This is a genomic window from uncultured Vibrio sp., from assembly GCF_947488985.1.
Taxonomy (GTDB): Bacteria; Pseudomonadota; Gammaproteobacteria; order Enterobacterales; family Vibrionaceae; genus Vibrio.
This window is the reverse complement of record NZ_CANLBV010000057.1, coordinates 1-24,680: the sequence shown is the minus strand read 5'-3', so window position 1 is coordinate 24,680 and position 24,680 is coordinate 1. Positions and strand designations below refer to the sequence as shown.

At 44.4% G+C, this 24,680-nt stretch carries 21 protein-coding genes and 2 pseudogenes; 12 read left to right on the top strand and 11 right to left on the bottom strand.

Features of this window, described 5'->3' with window-relative positions:
* Positions 1–113 precede the first annotated feature (113 nt).
* The 3 genes from Q1A70_RS12965 (at position 114) to Q1A70_RS12955 (ending at position 6,497) form a co-directional block, all read left to right on the top strand.
* Entirely contained in the window at positions 114–1,457 is a 1,344-nt protein-coding gene (locus Q1A70_RS12965; RefSeq protein WP_299691874.1) for a MipA/OmpV family protein, read from the top strand.
* Between the two features lie 283 nt (positions 1,458–1,740).
* Positions 1,741–5,823: an ATP-dependent RNA helicase HrpA gene (hrpA, locus tag Q1A70_RS12960; protein WP_299691877.1), complete on the top strand. Its 4,083-nt coding sequence runs from the start codon at positions 1,741–1,743 to the stop codon at positions 5,821–5,823.
* Positions 5,824–6,002: 179 nt separating this feature from the next.
* On the top strand, positions 6,003–6,497 hold the full coding sequence (locus Q1A70_RS12955) for an outer membrane beta-barrel protein (RefSeq protein ID WP_299691880.1): 495 nt from the start codon (positions 6,003–6,005) through the stop codon (positions 6,495–6,497).
* A 141-nt stretch (positions 6,498–6,638) separates the two neighbouring features.
* Here Q1A70_RS12955 and Q1A70_RS12950 read toward each other — a convergent pair whose 3' ends face one another.
* Together Q1A70_RS12950 and Q1A70_RS12945 are read right to left on the bottom strand one after the other, a co-directional pair.
* Positions 6,639–7,418 carry a hypothetical protein gene (locus Q1A70_RS12950; protein WP_299691883.1) on the bottom strand — a complete coding sequence of 260 codons (780 nt, stop codon included), beginning with the start codon at positions 7,416–7,418 and terminating at the stop codon, positions 6,639–6,641.
* Positions 7,339–8,112, bottom strand: a complete 774-nt coding sequence (locus Q1A70_RS12945) for a hypothetical protein (protein WP_299691886.1) — start codon at positions 8,110–8,112, stop codon at positions 7,339–7,341. The genes Q1A70_RS12950 and Q1A70_RS12945 overlap by 80 nt, the downstream gene beginning before the upstream one ends.
* Before the next feature lie 473 nt (positions 8,113–8,585).
* On the opposite strand from Q1A70_RS12945, the gene pheS reads away from it, so the two are divergent.
* Both pheS and pheT read left to right on the top strand, forming a co-directional pair.
* Complete coding sequence (gene pheS, locus Q1A70_RS12940) at positions 8,586–9,569, top strand: phenylalanine--tRNA ligase subunit alpha (RefSeq protein ID WP_065676958.1); 984 nt, start codon at positions 8,586–8,588, stop codon at positions 9,567–9,569.
* An 18-nt stretch (positions 9,570–9,587) separates the two neighbouring features.
* Complete coding sequence (pheT, locus tag Q1A70_RS12935; RefSeq protein WP_299691889.1) at positions 9,588–12,011, top strand: phenylalanine--tRNA ligase subunit beta; 2,424 nt, start codon at positions 9,588–9,590, stop codon at positions 12,009–12,011.
* Positions 12,012–12,117: 106 nt separating this feature from the next.
* Here pheT and Q1A70_RS12930 read toward each other — a convergent pair whose 3' ends face one another.
* The 4 genes from Q1A70_RS12930 to Q1A70_RS12915 form a co-directional block, all read right to left on the bottom strand.
* The gene (locus Q1A70_RS12930) at positions 12,118–12,726 is read right to left on the bottom strand and encodes a hypothetical protein (protein ID WP_299691892.1); all 609 of its coding nucleotides are present in this window, start codon (positions 12,724–12,726) and stop codon (positions 12,118–12,120) included.
* Positions 12,723–13,199 carry a DUF488 domain-containing protein gene (locus Q1A70_RS12925; protein WP_299691895.1) on the bottom strand — a complete coding sequence of 159 codons (477 nt, stop codon included), beginning with the start codon at positions 13,197–13,199 and terminating at the stop codon, positions 12,723–12,725. Before Q1A70_RS12925 ends, Q1A70_RS12930 begins: the two co-directional genes overlap by 4 nt.
* Positions 13,200–13,202: 3 nt before the next feature.
* The gene (locus Q1A70_RS12920; protein ID WP_299691898.1) at positions 13,203–13,733 is read right to left on the bottom strand and encodes a DUF488 domain-containing protein; all 531 of its coding nucleotides are present in this window, start codon (positions 13,731–13,733) and stop codon (positions 13,203–13,205) included.
* Positions 13,734–13,909: 176 nt separating this feature from the next.
* On the bottom strand, positions 13,910–14,698 hold the full coding sequence (locus Q1A70_RS12915) for a BRO family protein (RefSeq protein ID WP_136985141.1): 789 nt from the start codon (positions 14,696–14,698) through the stop codon (positions 13,910–13,912).
* Positions 14,699–15,064: 366 nt separating this feature from the next.
* Between Q1A70_RS12915 and Q1A70_RS12910 the strand changes: the two genes are divergently transcribed.
* From Q1A70_RS12910 to Q1A70_RS12900, 3 genes are all read left to right on the top strand, one after another.
* Positions 15,065–15,937 (top strand): alpha/beta hydrolase, encoded by an 873-nt coding sequence (locus tag Q1A70_RS12910; RefSeq protein WP_299691910.1) that lies wholly within the window; start codon positions 15,065–15,067, stop codon positions 15,935–15,937.
* A 171-nt stretch (positions 15,938–16,108) separates the two neighbouring features.
* Positions 16,109–16,447 carry a cytosolic protein gene (locus Q1A70_RS12905; RefSeq protein ID WP_299691913.1) on the top strand — a complete coding sequence of 113 codons (339 nt, stop codon included), beginning with the start codon at positions 16,109–16,111 and terminating at the stop codon, positions 16,445–16,447.
* Between the two features lie 327 nt (positions 16,448–16,774).
* Positions 16,775–17,638: a polysaccharide lyase family 7 protein gene (locus Q1A70_RS12900; RefSeq protein WP_299691916.1), complete on the top strand. Its 864-nt coding sequence runs from the start codon at positions 16,775–16,777 to the stop codon at positions 17,636–17,638.
* 90 nt (positions 17,639–17,728) lie between these two features.
* Here the strand turns inward: Q1A70_RS12900 and Q1A70_RS12895 are convergent, their stop codons facing one another.
* The gene (locus tag Q1A70_RS12895; protein WP_299691919.1) at positions 17,729–18,184 is read right to left on the bottom strand and encodes an Lrp/AsnC family transcriptional regulator; all 456 of its coding nucleotides are present in this window, start codon (positions 18,182–18,184) and stop codon (positions 17,729–17,731) included.
* A 142-nt stretch (positions 18,185–18,326) separates the two neighbouring features.
* On the opposite strand from Q1A70_RS12895, the gene Q1A70_RS12890 reads away from it, so the two are divergent.
* A complete protein-coding gene (locus Q1A70_RS12890; protein WP_299691923.1) occupies positions 18,327–20,138 on the top strand; it encodes a PLP-dependent transferase in 1,812 nt (603 codons plus the stop codon).
* A 125-nt stretch (positions 20,139–20,263) separates the two neighbouring features.
* Here Q1A70_RS12890 and Q1A70_RS12885 read toward each other — a convergent pair.
* Positions 20,264–20,436 (bottom strand): annotated as a pseudogene (locus Q1A70_RS12885) (acetyl-CoA carboxylase carboxyl transferase subunit beta); the annotation flags it as partial.
* Here Q1A70_RS12885 and Q1A70_RS12880 point away from each other — a divergent pair.
* The 3 genes and pseudogenes from Q1A70_RS12880 to Q1A70_RS12870 all read left to right on the top strand — a co-directional run.
* Positions 20,434–20,606: pseudogene (locus Q1A70_RS12880) on the top strand (LysR family transcriptional regulator); the annotation flags it as partial. The pseudogenes Q1A70_RS12885 and Q1A70_RS12880 overlap by 3 nt on opposite strands.
* A gap of 414 nt (positions 20,607–21,020) precedes the next feature.
* Complete coding sequence (locus Q1A70_RS12875; protein ID WP_299691927.1) at positions 21,021–21,671, top strand: hypothetical protein; 651 nt, start codon at positions 21,021–21,023, stop codon at positions 21,669–21,671.
* Positions 21,650–22,048 (top strand): hypothetical protein, encoded by a 399-nt coding sequence (locus Q1A70_RS12870; RefSeq protein WP_299691930.1) that lies wholly within the window; start codon positions 21,650–21,652, stop codon positions 22,046–22,048. Before Q1A70_RS12875 ends, Q1A70_RS12870 begins: the two co-directional genes overlap by 22 nt.
* Positions 22,049–22,108: 60 nt before the next feature.
* Here Q1A70_RS12870 and Q1A70_RS12865 read toward each other — a convergent pair whose 3' ends face one another.
* From Q1A70_RS12865 to Q1A70_RS12855, 3 genes are all read right to left on the bottom strand, one after another.
* Complete coding sequence (locus Q1A70_RS12865; RefSeq protein WP_299691933.1) at positions 22,109–22,834, bottom strand: metallophosphoesterase; 726 nt, start codon at positions 22,832–22,834, stop codon at positions 22,109–22,111.
* Positions 22,835–22,913: 79 nt separating this feature from the next.
* Complete coding sequence (locus Q1A70_RS12860; protein ID WP_299691936.1) at positions 22,914–23,408, bottom strand: YcxB family protein; 495 nt, start codon at positions 23,406–23,408, stop codon at positions 22,914–22,916.
* A gap of 236 nt (positions 23,409–23,644) precedes the next feature.
* Entirely contained in the window at positions 23,645–24,583 is a 939-nt protein-coding gene (locus Q1A70_RS12855; RefSeq protein ID WP_299691939.1) for a LysR family transcriptional regulator, read from the bottom strand.
* Between the last annotated feature and the right edge of the window lie 97 nt (positions 24,584–24,680).

Below are 24,680 nucleotides of genomic sequence, written 5' to 3'. Positions count from 1 at the left end.
CGCTGGCATTCATGTTGATGTGGCTACCGATGTATTGTTGAACACGGAATGTACAGCAAAGATCAACACGCCCTAGTAACACAAAATTTAACTCCAAGAGTAATCACATCAGAATGAAGCTCAATTATTTACCGACTACCACTTCGTCTCGAGTGGTGTTTTTTAGTCACTTTGTACTCAGTAGCGCTTTTTTAGGTAACACCTTGTTCAGTAATAAAGTTTGGGCCGCTGAAGAGCAAGATTGGGGGATTGCCGCGATGTTTCGTACCGCCAGTATTCCCTACGATAGCTCAGGCGGAGATCACTCAGTCAGTACATTTGTGCCGATGCTCTTTTTCAAAAATGATTATGTGTTCATTGATGGCACTGAAATGGGTGCTTACCTTTATCAAGCTGACGATGAACAATGGTCGCTCAATGCGATCGCTCGTATGCGTTTTATTGACATCCCAGCTTCGGCGCAGAATGCCATTGAAGGTGACACGGCCGATTTCGGTGTTCAATTCGCTTATCAATTGGATCCACAGTGGTCAGTTGAAAGTGAATTTATGAGCGATGGTGAGTACAATTTCCACGGTAATTTACGCGCAACCGCGCACTATCAAAGCGGAGATTGGGAGTTCAGCCCAAGTGCGACACTTCGCTATAAAAGTGCCGATTTCAACAGCCGATACTTTTCGTTATCAGATGAGACACTAGGGGCGGGTGTTGATCTCAATGTCGGAGTAGAAGCGCGCTATCACGTATTGTCTAACCTTTACCTATTGGGCTCGACCAGCATCACTCGGTTGGACGATAACGCCTACCAGTCATCTCTGGTTGAAGACCGTTACCAAGGCGAGCTGTATTTTGGTTTTGGTTTCTTTAATAACAAAGAGAAAGCGCCTAAATCTAAGCTAAGCAATGCTCCTTATTTGCGGGTTGCACATGGTTGGGCGACCCCCTCCAATATTGGTGAAATCTTTACGTTCAATAAAGAGAATGATCCATACAACAACCAATTAACGTCGTTCTTTTATGGACACCCATTAACAGATGAATTGTTTGGGTTTCCGCTGGATATCTATTTGACGCCAGGTATCGTACACCATTGGCGTTCTGATGTTCAGTCGGCCAGTACCGAATACATTGTTGCGTTCAAAGCCTACTACACCTTTAATTGGCCGACTCAGTGGCGATTCGGTGTCGCAGAAGGACTATCGTACATTGATTCGATTACTTATATTGAAGGCTCTGAAATGGAGCGTAAAGGTTATAAAGCCAGCCATCTTCTGAATTATCTGGACTTCTCGTTCGATGTGAATGTCGGCGACCTTATTGGCAAAAAGGATCTCAACAACTTATGGTTTGGTTATTCATTGCATCACCGCTCGGCGATCTTTGAGCAGGCCTCCCAATTTGGCCGAATCAAAGGTGGCAGTAACTACAACACGGTTTATTTTCAGTACGAGTTCTAAACGCTCCTTTAAGCTTTAGCTAATTATTAAACAATTATTGATTGGTTATTAATCAGGCATCAATCAGCGCTAAAGACCCTAACTAAGCGGTGATCCGTAAGCTAGTTTTGACGGTGGTTTGAGACTAGCGATTAGTACTCGATGTTGAATTTATTGCGTTGATGAGCGTCCGTTTGACCAATCAGCCTGATAGCAAAAGGTTTTCACATTGCTGTCGGGCTTTTTTGTTGGAGAGTTGTGGTATAATCGCGCGAGTTTAATACGTACAACAATAGGACACGCTTTGACTTCGTCTCCGGAAAACGCAGATAACAACCAGAATGCAGCACAGCCAAGTTCTTCACAGAGCAAAGCCAAGCCAAACCAAGCAGCATCGAAAAAATCTGCTGAACAATTAAATACCAAAAAAGCTGAACATTCAGCGACCAACAACAAATCATCTCAAAATAGCCCAGCCTCTCTTCGTAAAGCGCTCAACGAATGTATGATGCGCGATCGCTTCCGTCTGAGTAAGCGAATTGCTGGTGCAAGCAGGATCAAGAACGAGCAAGCTAAGCACGCTGTCTTTGATGAGATTGCGTTAGACATTGCCAAATCAATGATGACGGCAACCCAGCGTGCGGCGCAGAAAATCACCATCGAATACCCAGAAATTTTACCTGTTAGCCAAAAGCGTGATGACATCGCCAAAGCCATTGCCGAAAACCAAGTGGTTATCGTGGCGGGTGAAACGGGTTCGGGTAAAACCACACAGTTACCCAAAATCTGTGCTGAGCTTGGCCGTGGTCGCTTTGGCCTAATTGGTCATACCCAGCCTCGTCGCCTGGCGGCGCGCTCGGTTGCCAACCGTATTGCAGAAGAGATGGAAACCCAACTGGGTGAGTTTGTTGGTTATAAGGTTCGATTCAACGACCAGATTTCTGACAACACACAAATCAAACTGATGACCGACGGTATTCTACTGGCGGAGATTCAACATGACCGTTTCTTAAATCAATACGACACCATCATCATCGATGAAGCGCACGAACGTAGCCTGAACATCGATTTCATTATGGGTTACCTGAAAGAGTTGCTGCCAAAGCGTCCTGATCTGAAAGTGATCATCACCTCGGCAACCATCGACCCAGAGCGTTTCTCGAAGCACTTCAATAATGCCCCAATCATCGAAGTGTCTGGCCGTACTTATCCAGTAGATACGCGCTACCGCCCATTAGGTGGCGATGAAAGTGATTCAGACCGTGACCAAATCGAAGGCATCTTTGAAGCGGTTGATGAGCTGTGTGATGAAGGCCTTGGCGACATCTTGATCTTCATGAACGGTGAACGAGAGATCCGTGATACCGCCGATGCATTAAGTAAACGTAACCTCCGTGATACTGAGATCGTTCCGCTATACGCTCGTCTTTCGGCGGGTGAGCAGAACCGTATTTTCCAATCTCATACTGGTCGACGCATTGTTTTGGCAACCAACGTGGCTGAAACATCGTTAACCGTACCGGGCATCAAGTATGTTATCGACCCGGGTACGGCGCGTATTAGCCGTTACAGTTACCGAACTAAGGTACAACGCCTACCGATTGAACCAGTATCTCAAGCGAGTGCAAACCAGCGTAAAGGCCGTTGTGGTCGTGTTGCGGAAGGTATCTGTATTCGTCTGTACTCTGAGGAAGATTTCGAATCACGCCCAGAGTTTACTGATCCAGAGATTCTTCGTACTAACCTAGCATCCGTTATCCTACAGATGACAGCGCTTGGCCTTGGCGACATTCAAGCATTCCCATTTGTTGAAGCGCCAGATAAGCGCAATATTCAAGATGGAGTAAGGCTGCTTGAAGAGCTTGGTGCGATCGCGGCAGCCGAGCCGTCTGCGACAGGCCAATCGGCGAACAAAAACAAGAACCATAGCGGTGACAAGAAGAAGCTAACCGCAATTGGCCGTAAGTTGGCTAAATTGCCTATCGATCCGCGTTTGGCTCGTATGGTGATTGAAGCGCCACGCAACCGATGCTTGCACGAAGTGATGGTGATTGCGTCTGCGTTGTCGATTCAAGATCCGCGTGAACGTCCATCAGATAAAAAGCAATCGTCTGATGACAAGCACAAGCGTTTCTTCGACAAAGAGTCAGATTTCATCACCTATGTAAACTTATGGGACTACATCAAGCAGCAGCAAAAAGCGCTGTCGAGCAATCAGTTCCGTAAACAGTGTAAGCAAGATTATCTCAACTATTTACGTATCCGTGAATGGCAAGATGTCTACTTCCAAATTCACCAAGCGATGCGTGAACTGGATACCAAGCTGAATACAGAACCGGGTAGCTACGATGGCATTCACATGTCTTTGCTATCAGGTCTGCTTTCGCACATCGGTATGAAAGACCAAGAGAAGAATGAATATCAAGGTGCTCGTAACGCGCGCTTCCATATCTTCCCTGCGTCTGGCCTGTTTAAGAAACAGCCTAAGTGGATCATGTCTGCTGAGCTGGTGGAAACCTCCAAACTTTGGGGGCGTGTTATCGCCAAGATCCAACCTGAATGGATTGAACCGCTCGCGAAACACCTGATTAAACGCAGTTACAGCGAACCGCATTGGTCGAAGAAGCAAGCGGCGGTAATGGCACACGAAAAAGTGATGCTGTACGGAATCCCAATCGTCCCTAAGCGCCTTGTTAACTACGGCGCGATTGATGCAACCGTCAGCCGTGAGTTGTTTGTACGTAGCGCATTAGTCGAAGGTGAGTGGGAAACCAAACACACCTTCTTCAAACAGAACCGTAAGCTTTTGCAAGAAGTCGAAGAGCTCGAGCATAAATCGCGTCGTCGTGACATCTTGATCGACGATGATGAGTTGTTCGATTTCTATGACCAGCGTGTTGGTGAAGAGGCGGTTTCTGGCCGTCACTTCGATACATGGTGGAAGAAGACCAGTCAGAAAACACCTGAGCTACTCAACTTTGAAAAGTCGATGCTGTTCCGAGGTGATGCCAGCCACGTTACCGATTTGGACTACCCGAACTTCTGGCACCAAAATAACCTTAAATTGAAGCTCAGCTACCAATTTGAGCCGGGCGACGACAACGATGGTGTAACGGTACACATTCCTCTGCCTATCTTGAATCAGATCGATCAAAACGGCTTTGACTGGCAGATCCCGGGTCTACGCCAAGAGCTAGTGATTAGCTTGATTAAGTCGTTACCTAAAACGCTACGCCGTAACTTTGTACCTGCGCCAAACTACGCTGATGCATTTTTGGCTCGCGTGACACCACTTGAAGCACCTTTACTGGATTCTCTTGAAAAAGAGTTACGCCGTATGACGGGTGTCGAAGTGGTTCGTGATGATTGGAAGTTGGACCAGATCCCAGAGCACTTAAAGGTAACATTCCGCGCAGTGGATCATCGCAAGCGTAAGTTGAAAGAACATAAAGACTTACATGAGCTGAAAGAAAGCCTGAAAGACAAGGTTCAAGAAACGCTGTCTAAAGTGGCAGACGATGACATTGAGCAGCAGAACCTGCACACGTGGAGCTTTGGTGAGCTGCCAAAAGTCTACCAACAGAAACGTGGTGGCTACGACGTTAAAGCCTTCCCTGCGCTGGTAGATACGAAAGACAGCGTTGAGATCAAACTGTTTGAAACTGAGCAAGAGCAGATTTCTGCCATGCAGTCGGGTCAGCGACGTTTAATTCTGTTAAACGTGCCATCACCGATCAAATACTTGCACTCGAACTTGCCGAACAAATCGAAACTTGGTTTGTACTTCAACCCATACGGACAGGTACTCGATCTTATCGATGACTGCATTGCTTGTGGTATTGATAAGCTGATTGAAGAGAAGGGCGGTTTGGTTTGGGAACCAGAGCAGTTTGAAGCACTGAAAGAGCACGTGCGTGCTGAGCTGGGTGATACGGTTGTTGAGATTGCTCAACAGGTTGAAACTATCCTAACCACGGCATTCAGTATTAGCAAGAAACTGAAAGGGCGTGTGGACTTTTCGATGGCATTTGCGCTATCCGATATCAAAGCTCAGGTCGAAGGTCTCATTTTTAAAGGCTTTGCGACAGAGTGTGGTTGGAAACGCTTGCCTGATATCTTACGCTATATGAAAGCAATTGAGCGCCGCATGGAAAAACTGCCGATTGACCCGAATAAAGATCGCTTACATATGATCAAAGTTGAGTCAGTCATGAACAGTTACAAAGAGCTACTGAATAAAATTCCAAAAGGGATCGCGGTTCCTGAAAATGTGAAAGAGGTACGTTGGATGATAGAAGAGCTTCGTGTAAGCTTCTTCGCACAGCAACTTGGTACGCCTTACCCTGTATCCGATAAGCGTGTTAAAAACGCGATTGATGCTTGTTAAAGGAACAGAGTAAACGGTAATAAGCAAGGTTTGGGAATAAATCTTGCTTATTACATAGTAATTTAATCGCTATTCTAGATTGAACAGCGACTATGGATTAAACAGTTATTACATACAGGGCGACTTGGTGGCAATTTATGTCCACACAAGGCCGACTTACTAGGATGAAAAGGTCGAATATGAAAAAAACGTTATTAGCATTAGCAATGCTAGGTGCATCTTCAACGGCAATGGCTGATGCTTGGTTGTATGGCGGCGTAATGGGTGGCCAAAACTCATTTGCCGGTGAAAAAGAGGCAGCTTATGGTATCCATGTGGGAACGGGCATCTTACCAATCATTGGTATTGAAGTGGGTTACTGGGATCTAGGCTCTTTCGATAACGTTAGCTACGGCCACCGTGATACACAAAGCGTTGATGTTAACACGACGTACCTTGCCATTAAGCCAAGCATCGACTTTGGCCCTCTTCACGTGTACGCAAAGGGTGGTCTTCACTCATACGAAGTACAAGGTGAAAACTTCAAGCAAGACGACGTTGATATCATGTACGCGGTAGGCGCAGAATACTTCATTTTTGGTCCTCTATCTGTCGGCGCTAGCTACCAAAACTTCAAAATGAAAGATGACGATGCAGGCATCTTTTCTCTAAACGCAACGGTTCATTTACTGTAATTATTTTTAGTTGCTGTGCAGCTAAAGTTTGTTGTGCAGCTTAAGATTTTTGCGTAGTAACCGTGAGTGACGGATGTTCGTTGCAGGGTTCGTAAGAATTCATAAAAAATGCCAGCTTAATCGCTGGCATTTTTTTATCGGTTATTTTTTACTATTTATAATTTTCTGTATTCTTGGGTTCAGTGCCTTACCGTGCTGGCTTTCATACTCTTCACGTTTCAAATCATTCAAGTTCTTGACTGAATTGGCGGTAAGCAGGAATGGTGGCAGCTCAGTTTCAAGCATGCCTTTCTCATCTAAACGTTTTGCTTCCAAGTAGTATTTCTTGAACTGACCGTCGAGTTTGTTCTCAGAGGTACGTTTTAAGTCGTACAGCTTGTTTTGGGTTAGCCATTTCTCAATTTTATTGGCAGCAGCACCAGACAACACACGAATACGGCTATCTAACAGTTCTTCTTCTGTCAGTGAATCTTTTAGGATCCAGAGTTCGCCCATTTGCGGCGGCCAACTATTGCCTAGTTGAATACGCTCGTGGCAATGCATAAGCACACGGTTGAGGCCGTCGGAATCGACCGAGTTAGCAAACTCAATAAACTTACCACTCGGCTCACTACCATATTGGTATTCCCACTGGGTCTCGTACACGCTTAAGAAAGAGCCGAATACGTGGATACACCAGTCGGTCAGCTCTAGCTGTGCAGGATCTTGGTCAACAACCGGTACTTGTTGAGTCTGCGCTTCAATCACTTCAGGAGCGGCAGTATTTCTACTAGCTTCTGTATTTCTATGAGCCTTTGCATTTCCTGAGTCGCTTGTCTTGTTAGAAGCCGATGGCGCTGGCTCAGAAGGTTGGCTTTTTGCCTTTTTGAATGAGCTGCTGCCTGAAGCGTTCAGATGGGCTAAGCTTTTGTCGATACCCATTTCCTTGAGCTTGTCCTGCATTTCCTGAATATTGAGCGGTCTTCTGCTGTTGTTGTCTTTCATTTTGCTTCTCGTTCACTAACCAATACTGCAATTTAGATTCAATGCGAGATATTGGCATGAGTTCATTGGCTTTGGCTTTATACCAGAGGACAAATTTTTTCCATATTAAATTATGGTCCCCAGTTAGGCCGGAGAATTTAAACGCACGTTCAGCCCAAGTCGGAATGATCTCTTCTTCAAGATCATGCGTTGAAACCGTATTGCTGTTCATTGACCCTCGACCTTGTGGGCGAGGGGCATGCTGCATGTTTTGCATTGGCGCTGGAGCCGGTTGAAACTTAGGTGCAGGTGCAGGTGCAGGTGCAGTAGAGTAGACCGGAATGCTATGGGTCGGTTGAACCTCAACGTTAACCTGAGCTTGCTCCTGCTCAATCAGCATTTTAAAAACGTGAATCTCTTTCTTGTCTCGATAATCTACTTTTACTTTATCGAGAAAACCTTGGTCAACTAAACACTTGAGACAATCGGCTAAGCCAAACGTAGAGAGAGCACAAAGTTGACTTGCGGATTGTAGGCACACATTGGTGTAGCCGAATTCATCAGCACCGTCTGCAAGCATCAATAAAACAAGCTTTTCTGCTGGGCTAGAAGTATTTACTTGCCAAGCTAAATAAGAATATTTGGCGCTCAATATTATGTTCTCAAAAAGGTAGTTCGTTGCCTCTATTGTAAGTCACCCCTTATTGAATTTATAGCAACTTAGCAGAAAACGGCATTAGTAAGTTAAATATTGACCATAAGGAGAGGTCTACCGCAAAAAGACAGCCGAAAGCCATATTAAGCACAGCCTAAGAAGGGGAGATCACTTGCTGATTCTCAAGTCAAAACGTCACGGAATAGAGGCCGCTCGGTTGTTATTAATTGATTGTGTCATTGGTGCGCTTTCTGTTTCAGTGGGTAACGTTTTTGTATCGGGCTCCGTTTAATGGCATCTATTTGAATGAATTTCTGATTTGCTCGGTTAAATCTGGCGTGTTTTTAGTCAATAACTTGCTCTTTTAGCGATTCAATTTGGCATTGGTTGCGTGTTTGATTACTATGTGTAGCTATCTAAAAAAACTAATCATCCGATACGGACACTACCGACTGGTAGATGAGGAAATGATGCAACATCTAGAAGAGATCATTGCTAATGCAACGACTGCTATTGATACAGCAGATTCGTTAGTCGCACTTGATGAAGTGCGAGTTCAGTATTTAGGTAAGAAGGGTGAACTCACTCTTCAACTACAAAGCCTAGGTAAACTTCCACCTGAAGAGCGTCGCACTGCTGGTCAAGAGATCAACAAAGCGAAAGGTGCTGTTCAACAAGCGATCGTCGCTCGCAAAGACGCACTACAACGTGCAGAGCTTGAAGCGAAACTGGCTGAAGAAACTATCGATGTGAGCCTACCAGGTCGTCGCATTGAGAACGGTGGTCTTCACCCAGTGACTCGCACAGTTGAGCGTATCGAACAGTTCTTTGGTGAGCTTGGCTTTAGCACTGAGTCTGGCCCTGAGATCGAAGATGCATTCCACAACTTTGATGCACTAAACATCGCAGACGATCACCCAGCTCGTACTGATCACGATACTTTCTTCTTCAACCCTGATCTAATGCTACGTACGCACACTTCTGGTGTTCAAATCCGTACGATGGAAAACGGCAAACCGCCATTCCGCTTCATTGCTCCGGGTCGTGTTTACCGTAACGACTACGACCAAACTCACACGCCAATGTTCCACCAAGTGGAAGGTATGTTAGTTGATGAGAACGTAAACTTCGCACAACTTAAAGGCATTCTTAACGATTTCCTTTGTAACTTCTTTGAAGAAGAAGTTGAAGTGCGTTTCCGTCCTTCATTCTTCCCTTTCACAGAGCCTTCAGCTGAAGTTGACGTGAAACGTAAAGATGGCAAATGGCTAGAAGTTCTAGGCTGTGGCATGGTTCACCCTAACGTACTTCGCTCTGTTGGCATCGACCCTGAGAAATACTCTGGTTTTGCATTCGGTATGGGTGTAGAGCGTCTAACGATGCTTCGTTACGGCGTAAATGACCTTCGTGCGTTCTTCGAGAACGACCTTCGTTTCCTTAAACAATTCAAGTAATCCGGGGCAGTCAAAACTATGAAATTCAGTGAATCTTGGCTACGCGAGTGGGTTAAACCTGCAATTAACAGCGAAGAGCTAGCTCACCAAATCACTATGGCTGGTTTGGAAGTTGACGATGTAGAACCTGTTGCTGGTGAATTCACCGGCGTTAAAGTAGGTAAAGTGGTTGAGTGCGGTCAGCACCCAGACGCAGACAAACTACAAGTTACAAAAATTGATATCGGCGCTGTTGATGCAGAAGGTAATAAAGAGCTTTTAGACATCGTATGTGGTGCATCTAACTGTCGTCTTGGCCTAACTGTAGCAGTAGCAACAGTTGGCGCAGTACTGCCTGGTGACTTCAAAATCAAGAAAGCAAAACTACGTGGCGTTCCATCGCACGGCATGCTTTGTTCTTTCTCTGAGCTAGGTATCGACGTAGAGTCTGACGGCATCCTTGAGCTGCCTGAAGGCACAACGCTAGGTATGGACGTGCGTGAGCTTCTAGAGCTTAACGACGTAACTATCGACGTAGACCTAACAGCAAACCGCGCAGACTGCTTCAGCATCCGTGGCCTTGCTCGTGAAGTTGGCGTACTAAACCGCGCAGACGTTACAGAGCCAACAGTTGAAGCTGTTGCAACAAGCATTGAAGACACAGTATCTGTTGAAATTAAAGCAACTGATGCTTGTCCACGTTACCTTGGCCGTGTGGTTAAGAACGTAAACGTGAAAGCGGAATCTCCAATCTGGATGCAAGAAAAACTGCGTCGTTGTGGTATCCGTTCAATCGACCCAGTTGTAGACATCACAAACTACGTGATGCTAGAGCAAGGCCAACCAATGCACGCATTTGATCTAGCTAAGATCGAAGGCGGTATCGTGGTTCGTCTAGCAGAGCAGGGCGAAAAGCTAACACTTCTAGATGGCAACGAAGCTGAACTAAACAGCAACACACTTGTTATCGCTGACCAAAACAAAGCACTAGCAATCGCTGGTATCTTTGGCGGTCAAGATTCTGGTGTTACGACTGAAACAACAGACGTACTTCTTGAAGCTGCATTCTTCGCACCGGATCACATCCGTGGTCGCGCACGTGCTTACGGCCTTCATACTGATTCTTCTCTACGTTTCGAACGTGGTGTTGATTCAACACTTCAAGCAGCAGCAATGGAGCGCGCAACACAGCTTCTAGTTGAAATCTGTGGTGGTGAAGTTGCGCCAGTAAACGGCAGCGAATCTGAAGCTGATCTTCCTAAAGCAAACGTAGTAGCTCTACGTCGCGCTAAGCTAGACAGCCTACTAGGTCACGAAATCCCATCTACAGACGTAGTGGAAATTCTTACTCGCCTAGGTTGTGAAGTTGAGACTACGGACGCAGGTTGGACGGCAACGTCTCCATCTTGGCGTTTTGATATCGCAATCGAGCAAGACCTAATTGAAGAAGTAGGTCGTATCTACGGTTACGATAACATTCCAAACCAAGCGCCTAAAGCGGCACTTAAAATGAATGACCACAAAGAAGCTAACCAACCGCTTAAGCGCGTTCGTGACCTTCTTGTAGACCGTGGCTACCACGAAGCAATCACATACAGCTTCGTAGAACCAGAACAGCAAAAACTTGTTGTACCTGGTGTTGAGCCGCTAATCCTGCCATTCCCAATCTCTGCGGACATGTCAGCAATGCGTCTTGGCCTAATCCAAGGTCTACTAAACACAGTGGTTCACAACCAGAAGCGTCAACAGTCTCGCGTTCGTCTATTCGAATCAGGCCTACGTTTCATCCCTGATGCAACTGCTGAAAACGGCATGCGCCAAGAAATGATGCTTGCGGGCGTTATCTCTGGTACTCGTGGCGAAGAGCACTGGGACATGGCAACTAACACTGTAGATTTCTTCGATCTTAAAGGTGACCTAGAAGCCGTTCTTGAGCTTTCTGCAAACGAAATCGCATACAGCTTCAAAGCTCTTTCTTCAGAAGCAAAAGAGCGCAACCCAGCACTTCACCCGGGTCAATCAGCTGTGATTATGGCTGACGGCAAAGAAGTGGGTATCATTGGTACTGTTCACCCAGAGCTAGAGCGCAAGTTTGGTCTTAACGGCCGCACTATCGTATTCGAAATCGAATGGGCAGCTATCAACACTCGCGTGCTTCCAGAAGCAGTAGCCGTATCTAAGTTCCCTGCAAACCGTCGTGATATCGCAGTAGTTGTTGACGAAGCAGTCGCTTCTGGCGACATCGTAGAAGCGTGTATCGCTGCTGGTGGCGAATTCCTAACAGGCGCTAAACTGTTCGACGTATACGTTGGTCAAGGCGTTGAAGAAGGTAAGAAGAGCCTAGCAATCGCACTTAGCCTACAGTCTGTAGAGCGCACACTTGAAGATGCAGACATCGCTGGTTCAGTAGATGCTATCGTAGCTTCAATCTCAGAGAAATTCGGCGCAGCACTTCGCGACTAATCTTTTCTGATAGATAGAAAAATGAAAGGCCTCGCATTGCGAGGCCTTTTTTGTGGTGTACAAGATAGTCAAAGTTAACTACTAACGCTTAATATTGTTAGGTGTGTTAATACCAACCCGACAATTGAACATAACATCTATCTTCGAACTCACCAGGTTCCGGTGACCACCATCGTGCAAGGGATACACGGACCAAAGTTCCTTCTGGGATTGAACTGACTGCTGTCTGTAAACCCACATATGGCATTTCGTAGCTTTCGTTCTTCACTTTATATCGCACACGACCATTACCTTTATCAACCATTTCGAGTTCCTTAGGAATTAGCCAGAAGCCGACACTGTTTGATGGTAGCCCTTTATCACCATTAATATAAGGCCCGCCGTTGCTAGTGAATCCTAATGTACTATCGAATAGGCCTGTAATACATCCGCCGTATGGCGTTATACGGCGTTGAATATAATCCGATAGATCCGTAACCACTCTAATATACTGTTGCTTGGTTACTAATACGTCTTCTATGTGCGGAGGAGTTACGTTTTGACGTTGTTTATAACTAAGCCTCCAAAGCTCACCAACTTCAAAGTCAGTGTCATAGCCTTGATTGCTTCCCGTTTTAGTTAATAAGCGAATATACTTACCTTCTGATACATCATATCCGCCGACACAATAACCTTGCGACATTCGGGTTTTTGATGTGATTACAACCTTTTTCATAAATGGACGATCTCCAACGAAGGATTAATTGTTTTTAGTTTTTTGGTTATCAAGCTCCGATGACATGCCAAATGTTCTTCTTCGACACAGAAAAATACTATTGATTCCCCATTTTTAATCGCGGATATTTCCATTTTGAATTGGTGGCTTTCTAATATTTTTTGGTCATATAAGCAGCAGAATTTCTCGCTTAATAACAGTCGTTCTCGTTTCGTAGTATTAGAGGAAAGATCTTGCTCTCTTTGAATCTGTCTGATTTCTGTAGTCGGTGCTAGCTCTTTAATATGGCAATACTTTATGTCAAATTCGGTTAACTTACTTTGCAAGTATTTGCTATTAACAAATTTGTACTTTGAACCTCTAACGCCTCGACGTTGCCTGACATCAAAAAAGCTTGTAATGTCATTTATTTTTATCAAATTGAAAAATTCACTTTCACTTTTTCCATAAGCGCCTATCGTAAATACTTTCATTTTTTACCTGTACTTTTTCACTGAGGTGAACTCATCCTCAAACATGGAATATTGACCTTTTGTAATTCTATCTATTATTTCACTTTGAGTTCTAATGACGTTTTGTTCGTCTAAATGACTTATAATTATCCCTTTTTTTAATAGCTCCTTTCCAATCAGCTTTGTTCGATGGCACTGTTCTGGTTTCATTTCAGAACACATAATCGAAACATTAACGTCCAAACTATTCGCTTTGATTAGCCTTTCCAATCCGCGTATAAAAACCTCACTATCTGCTGTTTTACGATAATCGACTTTACCGTCGGTATAGCATTGAGGATCGCGTGGGAGACCACCAACAGTATCCCCCATAAAAACGTACTTAATACCGGCTTCTTTCAATATTGCCTGTAGCGTTTCTCTGTTAAAATCAGGGTGGTATTTAGAAAATGGCTTAGTTCTGACATCTATCAAATACTTAACGCCGTTATCGTTCAACGCCTGAGTAAACTCTTGGATTTTTCTGCGACTATAACCAATAGAAATAATTGACATAAACACTCCTAAATAGCACATAATCAAAGTATCACTCTGTTGTGCTTTAGTAAATCTAACGTCAAACAAAACTGTAATTAACGCATACATCAATCAAAAAGTAACACGTAGTAATCACAAATTAATTGGAGAAAAGATGCCATGCGTTGGTTGTCAACTTTAACAAATTAGTAACTTTATGCTAAGCGAGCATAAGTTAAAGCTAACTCAATTACGTTCTTAGAAAACCTTTGCTCCTCACGAGTACCAGAATGAGAAGGTATGAAATTGTACCCGTTTTCTGATACGATTTTCTCACAAAGCGCGATTACATATGTTAGCTGCGAAGTGCAAACACCCACAGATTGAAGAACATCCGCAACATCAAAGTATTCTAGCTTGGGTAAATTTTTAGTCTCTATTTGAACTAACTTTTCGGAAAGTGTCGAAATAGATTTGTTATGTTTTTCAATGACTACAGTATTCGAATCAACTCTGTTATCTATATTGTCAAAGCGCTGCTTTGAACTTCGAATAAACTGGCTAAGAAGTTGAGACTGTTTGGCTTGCTGGTCTGCAAGCTGTTGAATCAAGTCGTCGTCAGAAACTTCCGGTGCAGGGTATATCCCATATTTTCGGATGGATGGCATTACATCATGGTAAACCCAACGTTGAAACTTTTTAGCTCCAGAGCTTTTAGCGCGAGACACAACACGATAGATCCCCGGCTCGGTAACAAAATGCCCCGTCTTTTCCTGACCATTCTCAATGTATGATTCGATATGACTTTCGTCATGGTCTAGTGCTGAAATGGACTCTTTTAGAAGTGATGATTGATCTGAAGAGTTAGTGCCGTCAATGTGACGCGACTCCTTAGAAATCACTCGTACAACATCAGCCAACAAAAACAGAGTATGCCCCTCTTTTTGCATTGTATTAATTTCTAACTCACCACTTTCGCTAGGGTAAAGTAACACTTCAAACATAAAATCCCTTTTCAATTCGATGCAACAGATTGATTATATCATTGTTTTATATTCGGTTGTACTGCGCTGCTATTAATTGGTAATCAGGTACGAATTTAATCGTGTGTCTCATTAATAATATCTCCGTATAACATAAGGCTAATGTGGCTATAGGAAGAACCATTTAATAACATTTGAATCGGTGAAAGCGATGATGTTTAAGATGATCTAGTTCAACCAATAACGTCACACTGATTTATTTTCGTTGTCAAGGTGGTCTTTCTAAATGTTCGCTCTTGACCTGTCTAAAGCTTCACACTTTATAGTGACTATATTGATTGAGAGGGGCGCTTTCTGCGTTCCCTCCAAAGTAAGTAGAGAGACACTATGAAACGTTTAATTCTAAACATCACACTTTTTGTATTCATGGCGCTTGGTAGCATGAACGCCATGGCTCACGATTCAACAGTTAAGTATGGTATTACGATATCTCACGATGGTGAGCAAATTGCGTATGGCAAAAGTGGGAGCGGGGATACGGCGCTGATCTTCATTCACGGTTGGAGCTTAGACAGCAGGCTTTGGCAAAACCAAGTGAGCGAGTTTTCAAAGCAGTATCAAGTGATCACCATGGACTTAGCAGGGCACGGTAATTCATCGTTCAACCGTGAAGAGTACACCATGGTTGCATTCGCTGAAGACATCAGAGCCGTAATCGAGGAAGAACAACTCGAATCTGTCATCTTAGTCGGCCATTCCATGGCGGGTGGTGTTATTGCAGAAGCCGCTAAACTGATGCCGGAAAGAGTGAAGGGCATTATTGGTGTCGACACATCGCAAAACGTCGCACTAGCGGTTTCACAAAGCGACCTAGATGCAATGACCAAACCGTTTGAAGCAGACTTCCAATCGGGCATTACTATGTTCGTGAAAGATTCGCTACCAAAAGACGTAGACGCAGATTTACTTTATTGGGTAACGCAAGACATGGCATCAGCACCGCCAGCTATCGCGATAAACCAGTTCCGCCATTATCTAGGCCAATACGTGACAGGCGAAGCCCACCGCGTGTATGAGAACGTGAATGTGCCAGTAATATTGGTCAACGCTCGCCTATGGCCAACGGATTCAGAAGCGAACAAGAAACACATTAAGGACTACAGCATTTACTACATTGAAGACTCAGGCCACTTCCCAATGCTAGAGCAACCACAGCAGTTCAACACAACGTTGATGAAAGCGGTTAAGTCAGTGAAGTAGGGCGCTGTAGTTGTTAAATGATGGCTGCAACTGTTGATATAAAAACCAAGGTCTCGTGGATTGCGAGGCTTTTTTGTGTTCCGAACAAAACTCAATTTCTCCTACGTTCTGCATCTGACAGTGATAGAATCCCCGTATCAGAACTATCGAGAAACTAGGTATTTATAAACAATGTTTATCCATCATGTAAACGGCATCGACTGGCTAGTGATTACCGCCTTTGAAGAACTGAAACCGATGTTTATCGAAGATGCTGGCCCAATCCCATCGTACTTCTCTATCAACAGCGAATTGAGCCTGATTGATCAAGCCAAGCGCAGCTATGGTTTTTTGCCAACACTTCGCGGTGTGATCACCGATACTGGCACCTACCAAAGTCAAGATCTTGAAGAAGATTTGAACCCTCAGCTAGCGTGTATCGTTGAGGGAAGGGGGCGTGTGTTTATCTACCACGGCGACTACGTGGCTTTTGTCGATGACGAGCAAACCTTTATTACCCGAATGGACTGAGAGTGATTCGGTGAGTGGTTGGATTAATCAACTATAGTGGAAACTACACCATAGTTGAGCGATCGCTCAATAATTTTAGAGATGTTTGTGATATCAAAGTACAATAACTTGATGGCAGTCAGATAAAACACGCCCTAGACCTTCCTACTGTGATTTATCTCACGACCTCGATATTTTGCTCTAAATTTAAGTAATACAATAGTACTTGATCGCGGTAAGTCAGTGATTCTGTGGATACAATGCCAAGCATAGAAATTCACAATAATGTAGCTCTTTCTGGTGGCAATTCTGCAACAGATAGAGCCGATTACTAGGATAATGAATAACATGAAAAACACACTCAAAACTTGTTTCTTGGCAGTTGCGGTATCAGTAGCATTCGGTGCAAATGCAGCAGAGAAGGCTGCTCCTGCAGACTACGTACAATTTCAAGATGTATTGAAAGTCTCTAAACTTCAGGCGTCTGATCCAACAGGAAAGTCGAGTAACAAATCTGAGTATGGGCTAAACGGTGAATTTGATGGTTTAGTTTTAGATAGCTTTTATGTAGACAAAGCATCGGAAGCGCTTGTGTTTAAGATGCTAGGCTACAAAAATCGTAGTGAGGTACGCATCTACAAGAACTTTAATGTGGGTGAGGCTGACAAGTACTATCATTTGGGTGCTGAAATTCAACCAATCAACCCAAGAGCGTCAGTGGCGAACACAGATCAAGCGAAAAACGATGCGATCACTTACCTTCAAGTACATAACGCAGGTAGTGTTTCAGCCGATTTCCCAGACGGTGTTTCTGGTGAGGGCTACATTCCGCACCCATTAGTGCGTGTCGTTTACGAAGCTGAGCGTGGCGGCAAGAACGATTGGTACTGGGCTGTCATTAAGAACAATGCAGTAGACTGTGGCTCTAAGAGTGATAACAAGGGTACAGAAGCATGTAAAAATGCTTACTTGAGATTACCAATTGCGCCAATCGCAGCAGAAGGCACAGACAACTTTGATATCTATGTTGGTGGTAACAAACTGATCATCAACCACAATGGCAAGACGGCCATTAACCACGACATCACTTACTGGAATGAGAAGAAAAGCTACTTTAAAGCGGGTGTTTATAACCAGTTTAAGAATGGCGAAAGTGAAGCTCATTTCCACAAGTTAACGTACTCGGTAGAAAACCAACCAGTCATCCATTAATCATTGGATTAAGACGAGACCTTGCGCGAGCGAGGTCTCGTCTTGTCAGTGTAACTCAATACCCTCGCGGTAAATAATCGCCACACTCATTTATCTGATTGGTAGCTTGGTTTTTGTTTTTACCTGACCAAAGGCGAAGCTTGATTCAATCGAGGCAATATTGGGCAGGCGAGTCAATTGCTTACGGATAAACTGCTCGTAGCTTTTGAGCGACTCACTCACCATATGCAGTAGGTAGTCGTGATTGCCCGTCATCAAAAAGCATTCTAACACCTCATCAATCACTTCAATGTGCTGCTCAAAGTCGCGCATGTTCTCTTCTGTCGGCTTTTCAAGCTTGACCAACACAAACACATTAATAGGCAACCGGCACGCTTCTTGGTCAACACTGGCATGATAGCCGCGAATAATCCCTTGTTTCTCTAATGATCGAACTCGGCGTAAACAAGGCGAGGGCGATAGCGCGACCCTGTCTGCTAACTCTTGATTGGTGAGCCGTGCGTTACTTTGTAGCTCAACCAGTATTCTTTTGTCGATCGCATCCATTAGCATATTCCATCAATATTGAAGTTTATTTGGCAATATTATTGCTCAAAGTGTATGTCTTACTTCGCAAATAGCAATTTTTAACATCGGCACAAAACTAAAATTAAGGGAGGAACAACCAGCATGGAATGACTTAGGAACTATGAATACTTCAACTCAACTTAGCCCGCTGCGTAAAACCACCAAACACGAACAAGCCCAAGCTCTTGCCATTGAGCAGGCACAGCATTTTGGTATTGACCCAAACAGTGATTACGGCGTCACGCTGATTGAGCTAGCGACGACACTGTACCAAGCCAATACCAAGACACACGACCTTTGGGCATTGACGGTTGATGGGCTGTCAGAGCTTGATAAGAGTGACCGAATCGCTTGGTTTAACGCGAAACGTTTTTTGTCATTCCAGATCGCTAAGATCCTCGATAATTTGCAAAACCCAATGCGTGCCACTTACCAATCCATTGCCACCAACAATGGTAATTTTGCCTCAAAAGGCGCGTATCCTATCTTCGATAATGTGGCGGCTATCTTTTCTGCAAGCCCTGTCATTACTCGCACCGCGACCTATTTGTTTGCCTGTACCGAGTGGATCGAAGATGCATTCAACGGTAAAGAGCCGCTGCACGATATTTATTCGCGGCTGCTTAATCCAACCTCTATCTCCCTCGCGAATCACATGGTAGACCTTGAGGCGGGCTGCAGAGCTAACGAGTATCTCGCATGGAACTTTAACTCGGGTATGGCGGCTATTGATGGGTTGTTGAGCCATTTACTTGGCCATGAAGATATTGTCTTGGCCTCACGCAACATCTACGGTGGTTCTTATCAGCTGTTGGAAGATTGGTTTGGTAAGCCTTCTAATTTGAATGTCGCGGTAGAGTGGGTCGATGGTTACTCCGGTGATGTGTTTGCAGATCGCCTTGATGAGGTTGCCGAGAAATACGCCGAACGCCTCGCGGCAGGTAAGAAAATCTACGTTTACCTTGAGTCACCATGTAACCCGCACGGCTACGTGCTAGATGTTGCCAGTATCAGTAAAGCTGGTCACTCTCGCGGTTGGGATGTGATTGTTGACTCAACCGTGGGTACACCATTACTTCATCCAGTACTCAAACGCGATGATGTGATGGAAAGACCGGATTATGTGATTCACTCCTACACCAAAGAACTGGCGGGATCCGGCACCACAACCGCTGGCGTAGTCATCGGCCGTAATGAAACTATGTTTGTGCCAAAAGGGGAGGTGGTGACTTTCACCAAACCCAATGGCGATGAGGCAACCATTCCATGGAACGAAACTCTATTTTGGAATGTGTACTACATCAAAGGCGCATTTTTAGATGCAGACAAAGCGTTTGAAGTGCTCAATGGTATGAAAACCTATGAGATGCGTGTGGTGCAAAAAACCATTAACACCCTGACACTGGCGAAGATCTTCGATGCTCACCCAGACATCAATGTCTCGTGTCCCGCCCTGCCAGACAGTGATAACCATCAACACTGTCAGGACAACATGTACTTGGGGCTACCTGCCGCGCTGTTTACTATCGACATGGAAGGCAATGGTGATCGTGCGCCAATCAATAGAGATGGCTTCAAACAATTCTTCGATATGCTTGAACCTGCTATCGGCATGCAAGTGAGTTTAGGGCAAACCAACACGGTGTCGCTGTGTCCGGCACTGACCACGCACTCAGAACTGAGCGATGAGGCGCTTAATGAAGCAGGCATCAAACCGACCACAATGCGTATCTCTATCGGCTTGGAAGATCCTCGAATGTTCATAGCGCATATAGTCGAGGCCGCGAAATTGTCGATTGACCGTAAGCACGTCGATTTTTCATCCAGCTTCCCGAGTGGTGACAGTATTGATGGCATCTATATGCAAACCTACATGGATGTACATCAGAGGTTTGTGAAGAGCTTACCGGAGTTCAGCCAGCTGAGTCAGTAAGGGAGGCGTTGAATACGAACGTTACAAGTGCAGCGATATGGTGAGCGATAAGATTTCTCCCCCATGGCCGTTAATCTAAAGAGATCGTTGCTCGTCATTTTTTGGGGGAGCTAGCGGGGCGAATTTTATTGATCAACTTGAATCTGAGTGTTGGTCATTATCGCGATTGCTTGTCCACTTGGGCGCGCATCTCACGTCTATTAACAATCATGTCTAAAGCGCCATGCTCTAATAGGAACTCATTCTGCTGAAAATCGCCAGGTAATTTTTCGCGTACCGTTTGTTCAATCATTCTGCGATACTCCCTGCCGAACTCTGGCGTCACGAGATCGAGACAGGCGAACTCGAGATCATTGAACTTGAATATCAACCTCAAGACTTAGTTCTATACCCTTTTATGCACCAAGAAAGCACATAGCGAAAAAGGTTCCCGCTTTCATCGAGCACTTTCAGGATTTCGCGAAGTAACTTGGGTTAGTGTTCGTGAAGTTCGACTCACCCCACCTTCCTAGCTTAGGCCGTTGGCTCTATTCACTCACAGAAGCTACATTTGATTGGATAGCTCAAACTTTATAACCACTTAACATACTGATATCGAGATATATGATGGAGCTCTTTTACTTTTTTAAATCCATCCTATCAGCCTCTTCTGTGTGAAAAAATGCAACTTTCGAAACGCTCTTAAATGGATGAACAAGGACAGTGAATCATGCCAGATATTTTGAACAATTCTTTGGAAATAACAGGTGACCCGATAGACGACAAACAACTTTTTTTCTTAGGTTTTTTAGTGAAGTAAGTATCGATGACACAGTAAAAACGCCTGAACAAATCAGAAAAAATAGAAAGGTGCTGAACAAAGTCAGAAAAATAACGAATGAGGTGAAGGATCTCTCAAAGTCGAATGATAGCGATAATGGGCAAGCGGTAGGTGACAAATCAAATGAGATCTTCGCCCAGGTAAATAGGACAGTTCAAGGCGTTCCTGGGTTGGAGTTATTACCTTCAAACCTATTCACTGAGATGAAACCTTTAATTTTTGACTTAGTCAGCGATGTTTGGGAAGAATTTGCTCCTTTCATTAAAGACACCAAAGGGATAGTTCAAGGGGCATATAAAGGCGTGAAGGGCGTGTCACTCTATAAGAAGGCGACCAAAGTGATATCAGTCGCGGACAGCCAAGGGCAGATGACGCTAAGAGTGGTGAGAAGAAAAATTAAAGCGACAGCCTTAGAAGACGGGTTGTTGGAGTTTTCTTTTAATTCCGCAACGTTGGTGGTCAATATTGTTTCTTTGGGTACTGCCTCACCAGCGACAGCCATAGCAAGAGCTGCGAAATCAATTTGTCAGTGGTGCGTTAATTACATTTACAGAAAGATTACTATCGCTCGATACAAGGCGTTCCAAAAAGAATGCCTGAGAATGTATCTGAACAAGAGCACTATTACTGGCCTAGCTTGCTGTACGTTTTTCAACAAGAGCATCCAAGATATACCGGTTGTCGCGATGATGTGGATCCTACACACCCCCTAGTCAGCTCAAAAGAAGAGGTGCTGATTGGTGTGTTGGATCTTCCTGCTTACAAGAAACGTTCACTGATGAAAAAGCACATGAGAAAGCTCAAATATAAGTTTAAGAAAGAGCCCGATAAGTTTGCGACCTATGCACCAGGTAGTGAACTTGCAGGTAAGATTTACAAGTCTTACGAAAAAACCAGAAAATTCGCCCGAAAATACATTACTAAATCGGGTATAGAGTTCGTCACGATGGACACCATTTACGTCACTTACTTAGCTCAAATTAAAGATGGCGTGAGTTACCTCAATACATCAAAAGATGAATTCGACAAAGCGCTAAGCACAAAAGATAAATTGAAAGGCAAGCTCAAAGAAGTCAAAGAATATCTGTAGCGGCTCACCAAGTTCGCGGAGTATTGGGTTAGCAGAGCAGCAAGGTTAAAGCTGACAACCTTAAAGGTAGACAGTTTGGTCGTTGAAGGAATCAGTAGAGAACGAGATTCGACTTAATCCTATCTTCTCGCTGCGATTGTATTCATTGATCGAGTGGTCAAAGCCATAGGCTGTCGACGGGGCCATAAATTGAGTTATGCCTTGTTGTGTCGCCGTTATTCCATCATGGCCATGACCGCAGATCACGTCACGAACGCGATATTTTCGAAGCACACTCATCACATCAGCATCGTTCTCTAGACGGATTGCTTTCATCCAATCTGCCCCGACTGGAATGACAGGGTGGTGAACAACAACGATAGGATCATTGGCCTTTCTCAATTGTCGTTTTAGCTGAGCCATGCCGTGGTTATCAATGCGCCCTGAACCAAGTGGGTGACGGCTGTCTAGCGGCTTGAAGCTTGAGTCTAGGAACACAAATTCTCGTTCACAGATGGTGGCTTTATCGGTGACACAAATCGTCGAGCCTTTGAGCTCAGTGCGCATTAAGGAAGAGTCATCATGATTGCCCGCAATCGCATAAATGGATTGGTCGCTAATGTGTTGCCTAATGAACGCCTCTAATTGAACGTAGTCGCCAGATTTTGGGTTACAACAAATATCACCAGTCAGAAAAATGGTCTTGCATGCTGTGTCTTTGTTGACGTATTCGAGTGCTCTACGCAGGTTCTCATAGTTGGATTCATCGGAAAGGTGACAATCACTGATTTGGTACACGGTATTCATTGTTCTTGTCCGGCCATTCAATACGTAGAATTAAAGGTGATAGAAAAATGCCTGCTAAATCAGCAGGCATTTATTGGTGTTATTTCGCTTTGGATGCGGCGTGGTGTTCAATCATGAAGGCTATGGCCTCATCGCTTAAACAAGATTTACTCACATATTGGCGCTGTTTACCGATATGCAGGATAAAACCAAGATCGGTCTGCTCAAGCTGGTCTATGTCACTCCACGCGATGGTGTTGGTCGCTTTGTGGTTTTTGTAACTCACTCCGTTAGCATCACCTTGAAAGACAATTTTGCTGCCTGCGCCTGAGCTGATTTTTTGTCGCCATAACCACCAGGTTCTTTTGCAGTACACACTGAATGCTTCAATCACACTCAAAACAATAAAGAACCAGCCAACATAGCCGTTAGGTAATAATTCAAACTCCAGTAGAACCACACCAAAAATAAGAAACAGTATTCCTTTTAAGTAGGCTTTTGGAAATTGAGTCGGAAGGCTAGTTTGATCATAACACTCCGCGAAAAACGTCTTGTCGAGTTTATATTCTGTAGTGAAACCGGGTTCTTTAGACATGTGAGGCTACTTTAATGCTTCTTGTTAATGGGCTTTCTTTGAATTGGTATTTCATGCTGCGATCTCGCAATTCCAGCATTGTATCGCTTCTCAGCACTTTTCTTTAGCGGTTTTATTTCTCTTTTGTAAATCAATAATACCGTCAAGGTTTGCTCTTGTTAGTACAATATCTTGATGCTCTCGGATTGGCAGAGAAAACCCAAGCAGCTGGTGGCTATTGATTGGATAAAACTCGATTAAATAGCATCCCAGTAGCATGAGTTCGTGTCGCTTGTGCTGCTGAATTTGTCTGCTAGAAAATCAATTACGACCCTGACTTTTGCCGCTAGATTATCAGTATCAAGATAAAGGGCACTGATCGATTGTTGCTCCAAACTGGTCGAAACTTGGTAACCGTCTAGTAAAGGGACAAGTTGACCACTCTTCAATTCTTCCCCAATTAGCCAAGTAGGGAAGACGACAATTCCACTTCCACCGACCGCACTCGCGACCAACGTTTCTGCATTGTTGCTGTAGAGTGATCCTGAAACTTCATACGGCTCTAATTTATCTTCACCAATAAACCAGCGTTGAAGACCATTTGGTCCCTTAAACACTAAACAGTTATGTTGTTTGAGTTCTTCAGGCGTAGTTAAAGTGCCATAAGATTTTAGGTAGTTTGGACTTGCTGCCATGACGTAGCGCTGCTTAGCAAAACGTTTCATCCTTAATGAAGAATCTTGCGGCACACCAATGCGGATCAGTAAGTCGATAGATTCAGCAGCGGGGTTTACAAATGCATCCGTCTGCTGGACTTCCACCTTGAGAAGTGGATACCTTTCTAACAGTTCCGCGAGATATGGCGCGATGTGGAGCCGACCAAAGGCAACCGGCGCGCTTATTCTGACGGTGCCACGAGGCGTGTCTGCACGCTGTTCAATGCGTTCGACAACCGATTCATACTGATTGATGATTTCGGTGCAATGCTTGTTAAATGCCACACCTTCATCAGTAAGAGAAATTGAGCGTGTATGACGATGTAAAAGTTTGGTTCCGACTTTATCTTCGAGCTGCGCCATTTTGCGAGACACCGACGATGGTGTCATGTCTTGGCGACGTGCCACCTCAGAAAAGTTGCCAAATTGTGTGGTCATCAAGAACAGTTTTATTTCCAATAAAGAGACATCGTAATTCACAAGCTTTCTCCTACTTTTATTAGGGCGTGTTGATCTTTCGTGAGTATTTTTTGAACAGTATGGTAAAAAGTTATAATTTGCTTTGTCAAAAGTAAAA

Coding starts and splice junctions, on each gene's coding strand:
- Q1A70_RS12965 (WP_299691874.1), top strand. CDS start 114: ATGAAGCTCAATTATTTACCGACTACCACTTCGTCTCGAGTGGTGTTT.
- Q1A70_RS12955 (WP_299691880.1), top strand. CDS start 6,003: ATGAAAAAAACGTTATTAGCATTAGCAATGCTAGGTGCATCTTCAACG.
- Q1A70_RS12950 (WP_299691883.1), bottom strand. CDS start 7,418: ATGGGTATCGACAAAAGCTTAGCCCATCTGAACGCTTCAGGCAGCAGC.
- pheS (WP_065676958.1), top strand. CDS start 8,586: ATGCAACATCTAGAAGAGATCATTGCTAATGCAACGACTGCTATTGAT.
- pheT (WP_299691889.1), top strand. CDS start 9,588: ATGAAATTCAGTGAATCTTGGCTACGCGAGTGGGTTAAACCTGCAATT.
- Q1A70_RS12930 (WP_299691892.1), bottom strand. CDS start 12,726: ATGAAAAAGGTTGTAATCACATCAAAAACCCGAATGTCGCAAGGTTAT.
- Q1A70_RS12925 (WP_299691895.1), bottom strand. CDS start 13,199: ATGAAAGTATTTACGATAGGCGCTTATGGAAAAAGTGAAAGTGAATTT.
- Q1A70_RS12920 (WP_299691898.1), bottom strand. CDS start 13,733: ATGTCAATTATTTCTATTGGTTATAGTCGCAGAAAAATCCAAGAGTTT.
- Q1A70_RS12915 (WP_136985141.1), bottom strand. CDS start 14,698: ATGTTTGAAGTGTTACTTTACCCTAGCGAAAGTGGTGAGTTAGAAATT.
- Q1A70_RS12910 (WP_299691910.1), top strand. CDS start 15,065: ATGAAACGTTTAATTCTAAACATCACACTTTTTGTATTCATGGCGCTT.
- Q1A70_RS12905 (WP_299691913.1), top strand. CDS start 16,109: ATGTTTATCCATCATGTAAACGGCATCGACTGGCTAGTGATTACCGCC.
- Q1A70_RS12900 (WP_299691916.1), top strand. CDS start 16,775: ATGAAAAACACACTCAAAACTTGTTTCTTGGCAGTTGCGGTATCAGTA.
- Q1A70_RS12895 (WP_299691919.1), bottom strand. CDS start 18,184: ATGGATGCGATCGACAAAAGAATACTGGTTGAGCTACAAAGTAACGCA.
- Q1A70_RS12890 (WP_299691923.1), top strand. CDS start 18,327: ATGAATACTTCAACTCAACTTAGCCCGCTGCGTAAAACCACCAAACAC.
- Q1A70_RS12865 (WP_299691933.1), bottom strand. CDS start 22,834: ATGAATACCGTGTACCAAATCAGTGATTGTCACCTTTCCGATGAATCC.
- Q1A70_RS12860 (WP_299691936.1), bottom strand. CDS start 23,408: ATGTCTAAAGAACCCGGTTTCACTACAGAATATAAACTCGACAAGACG.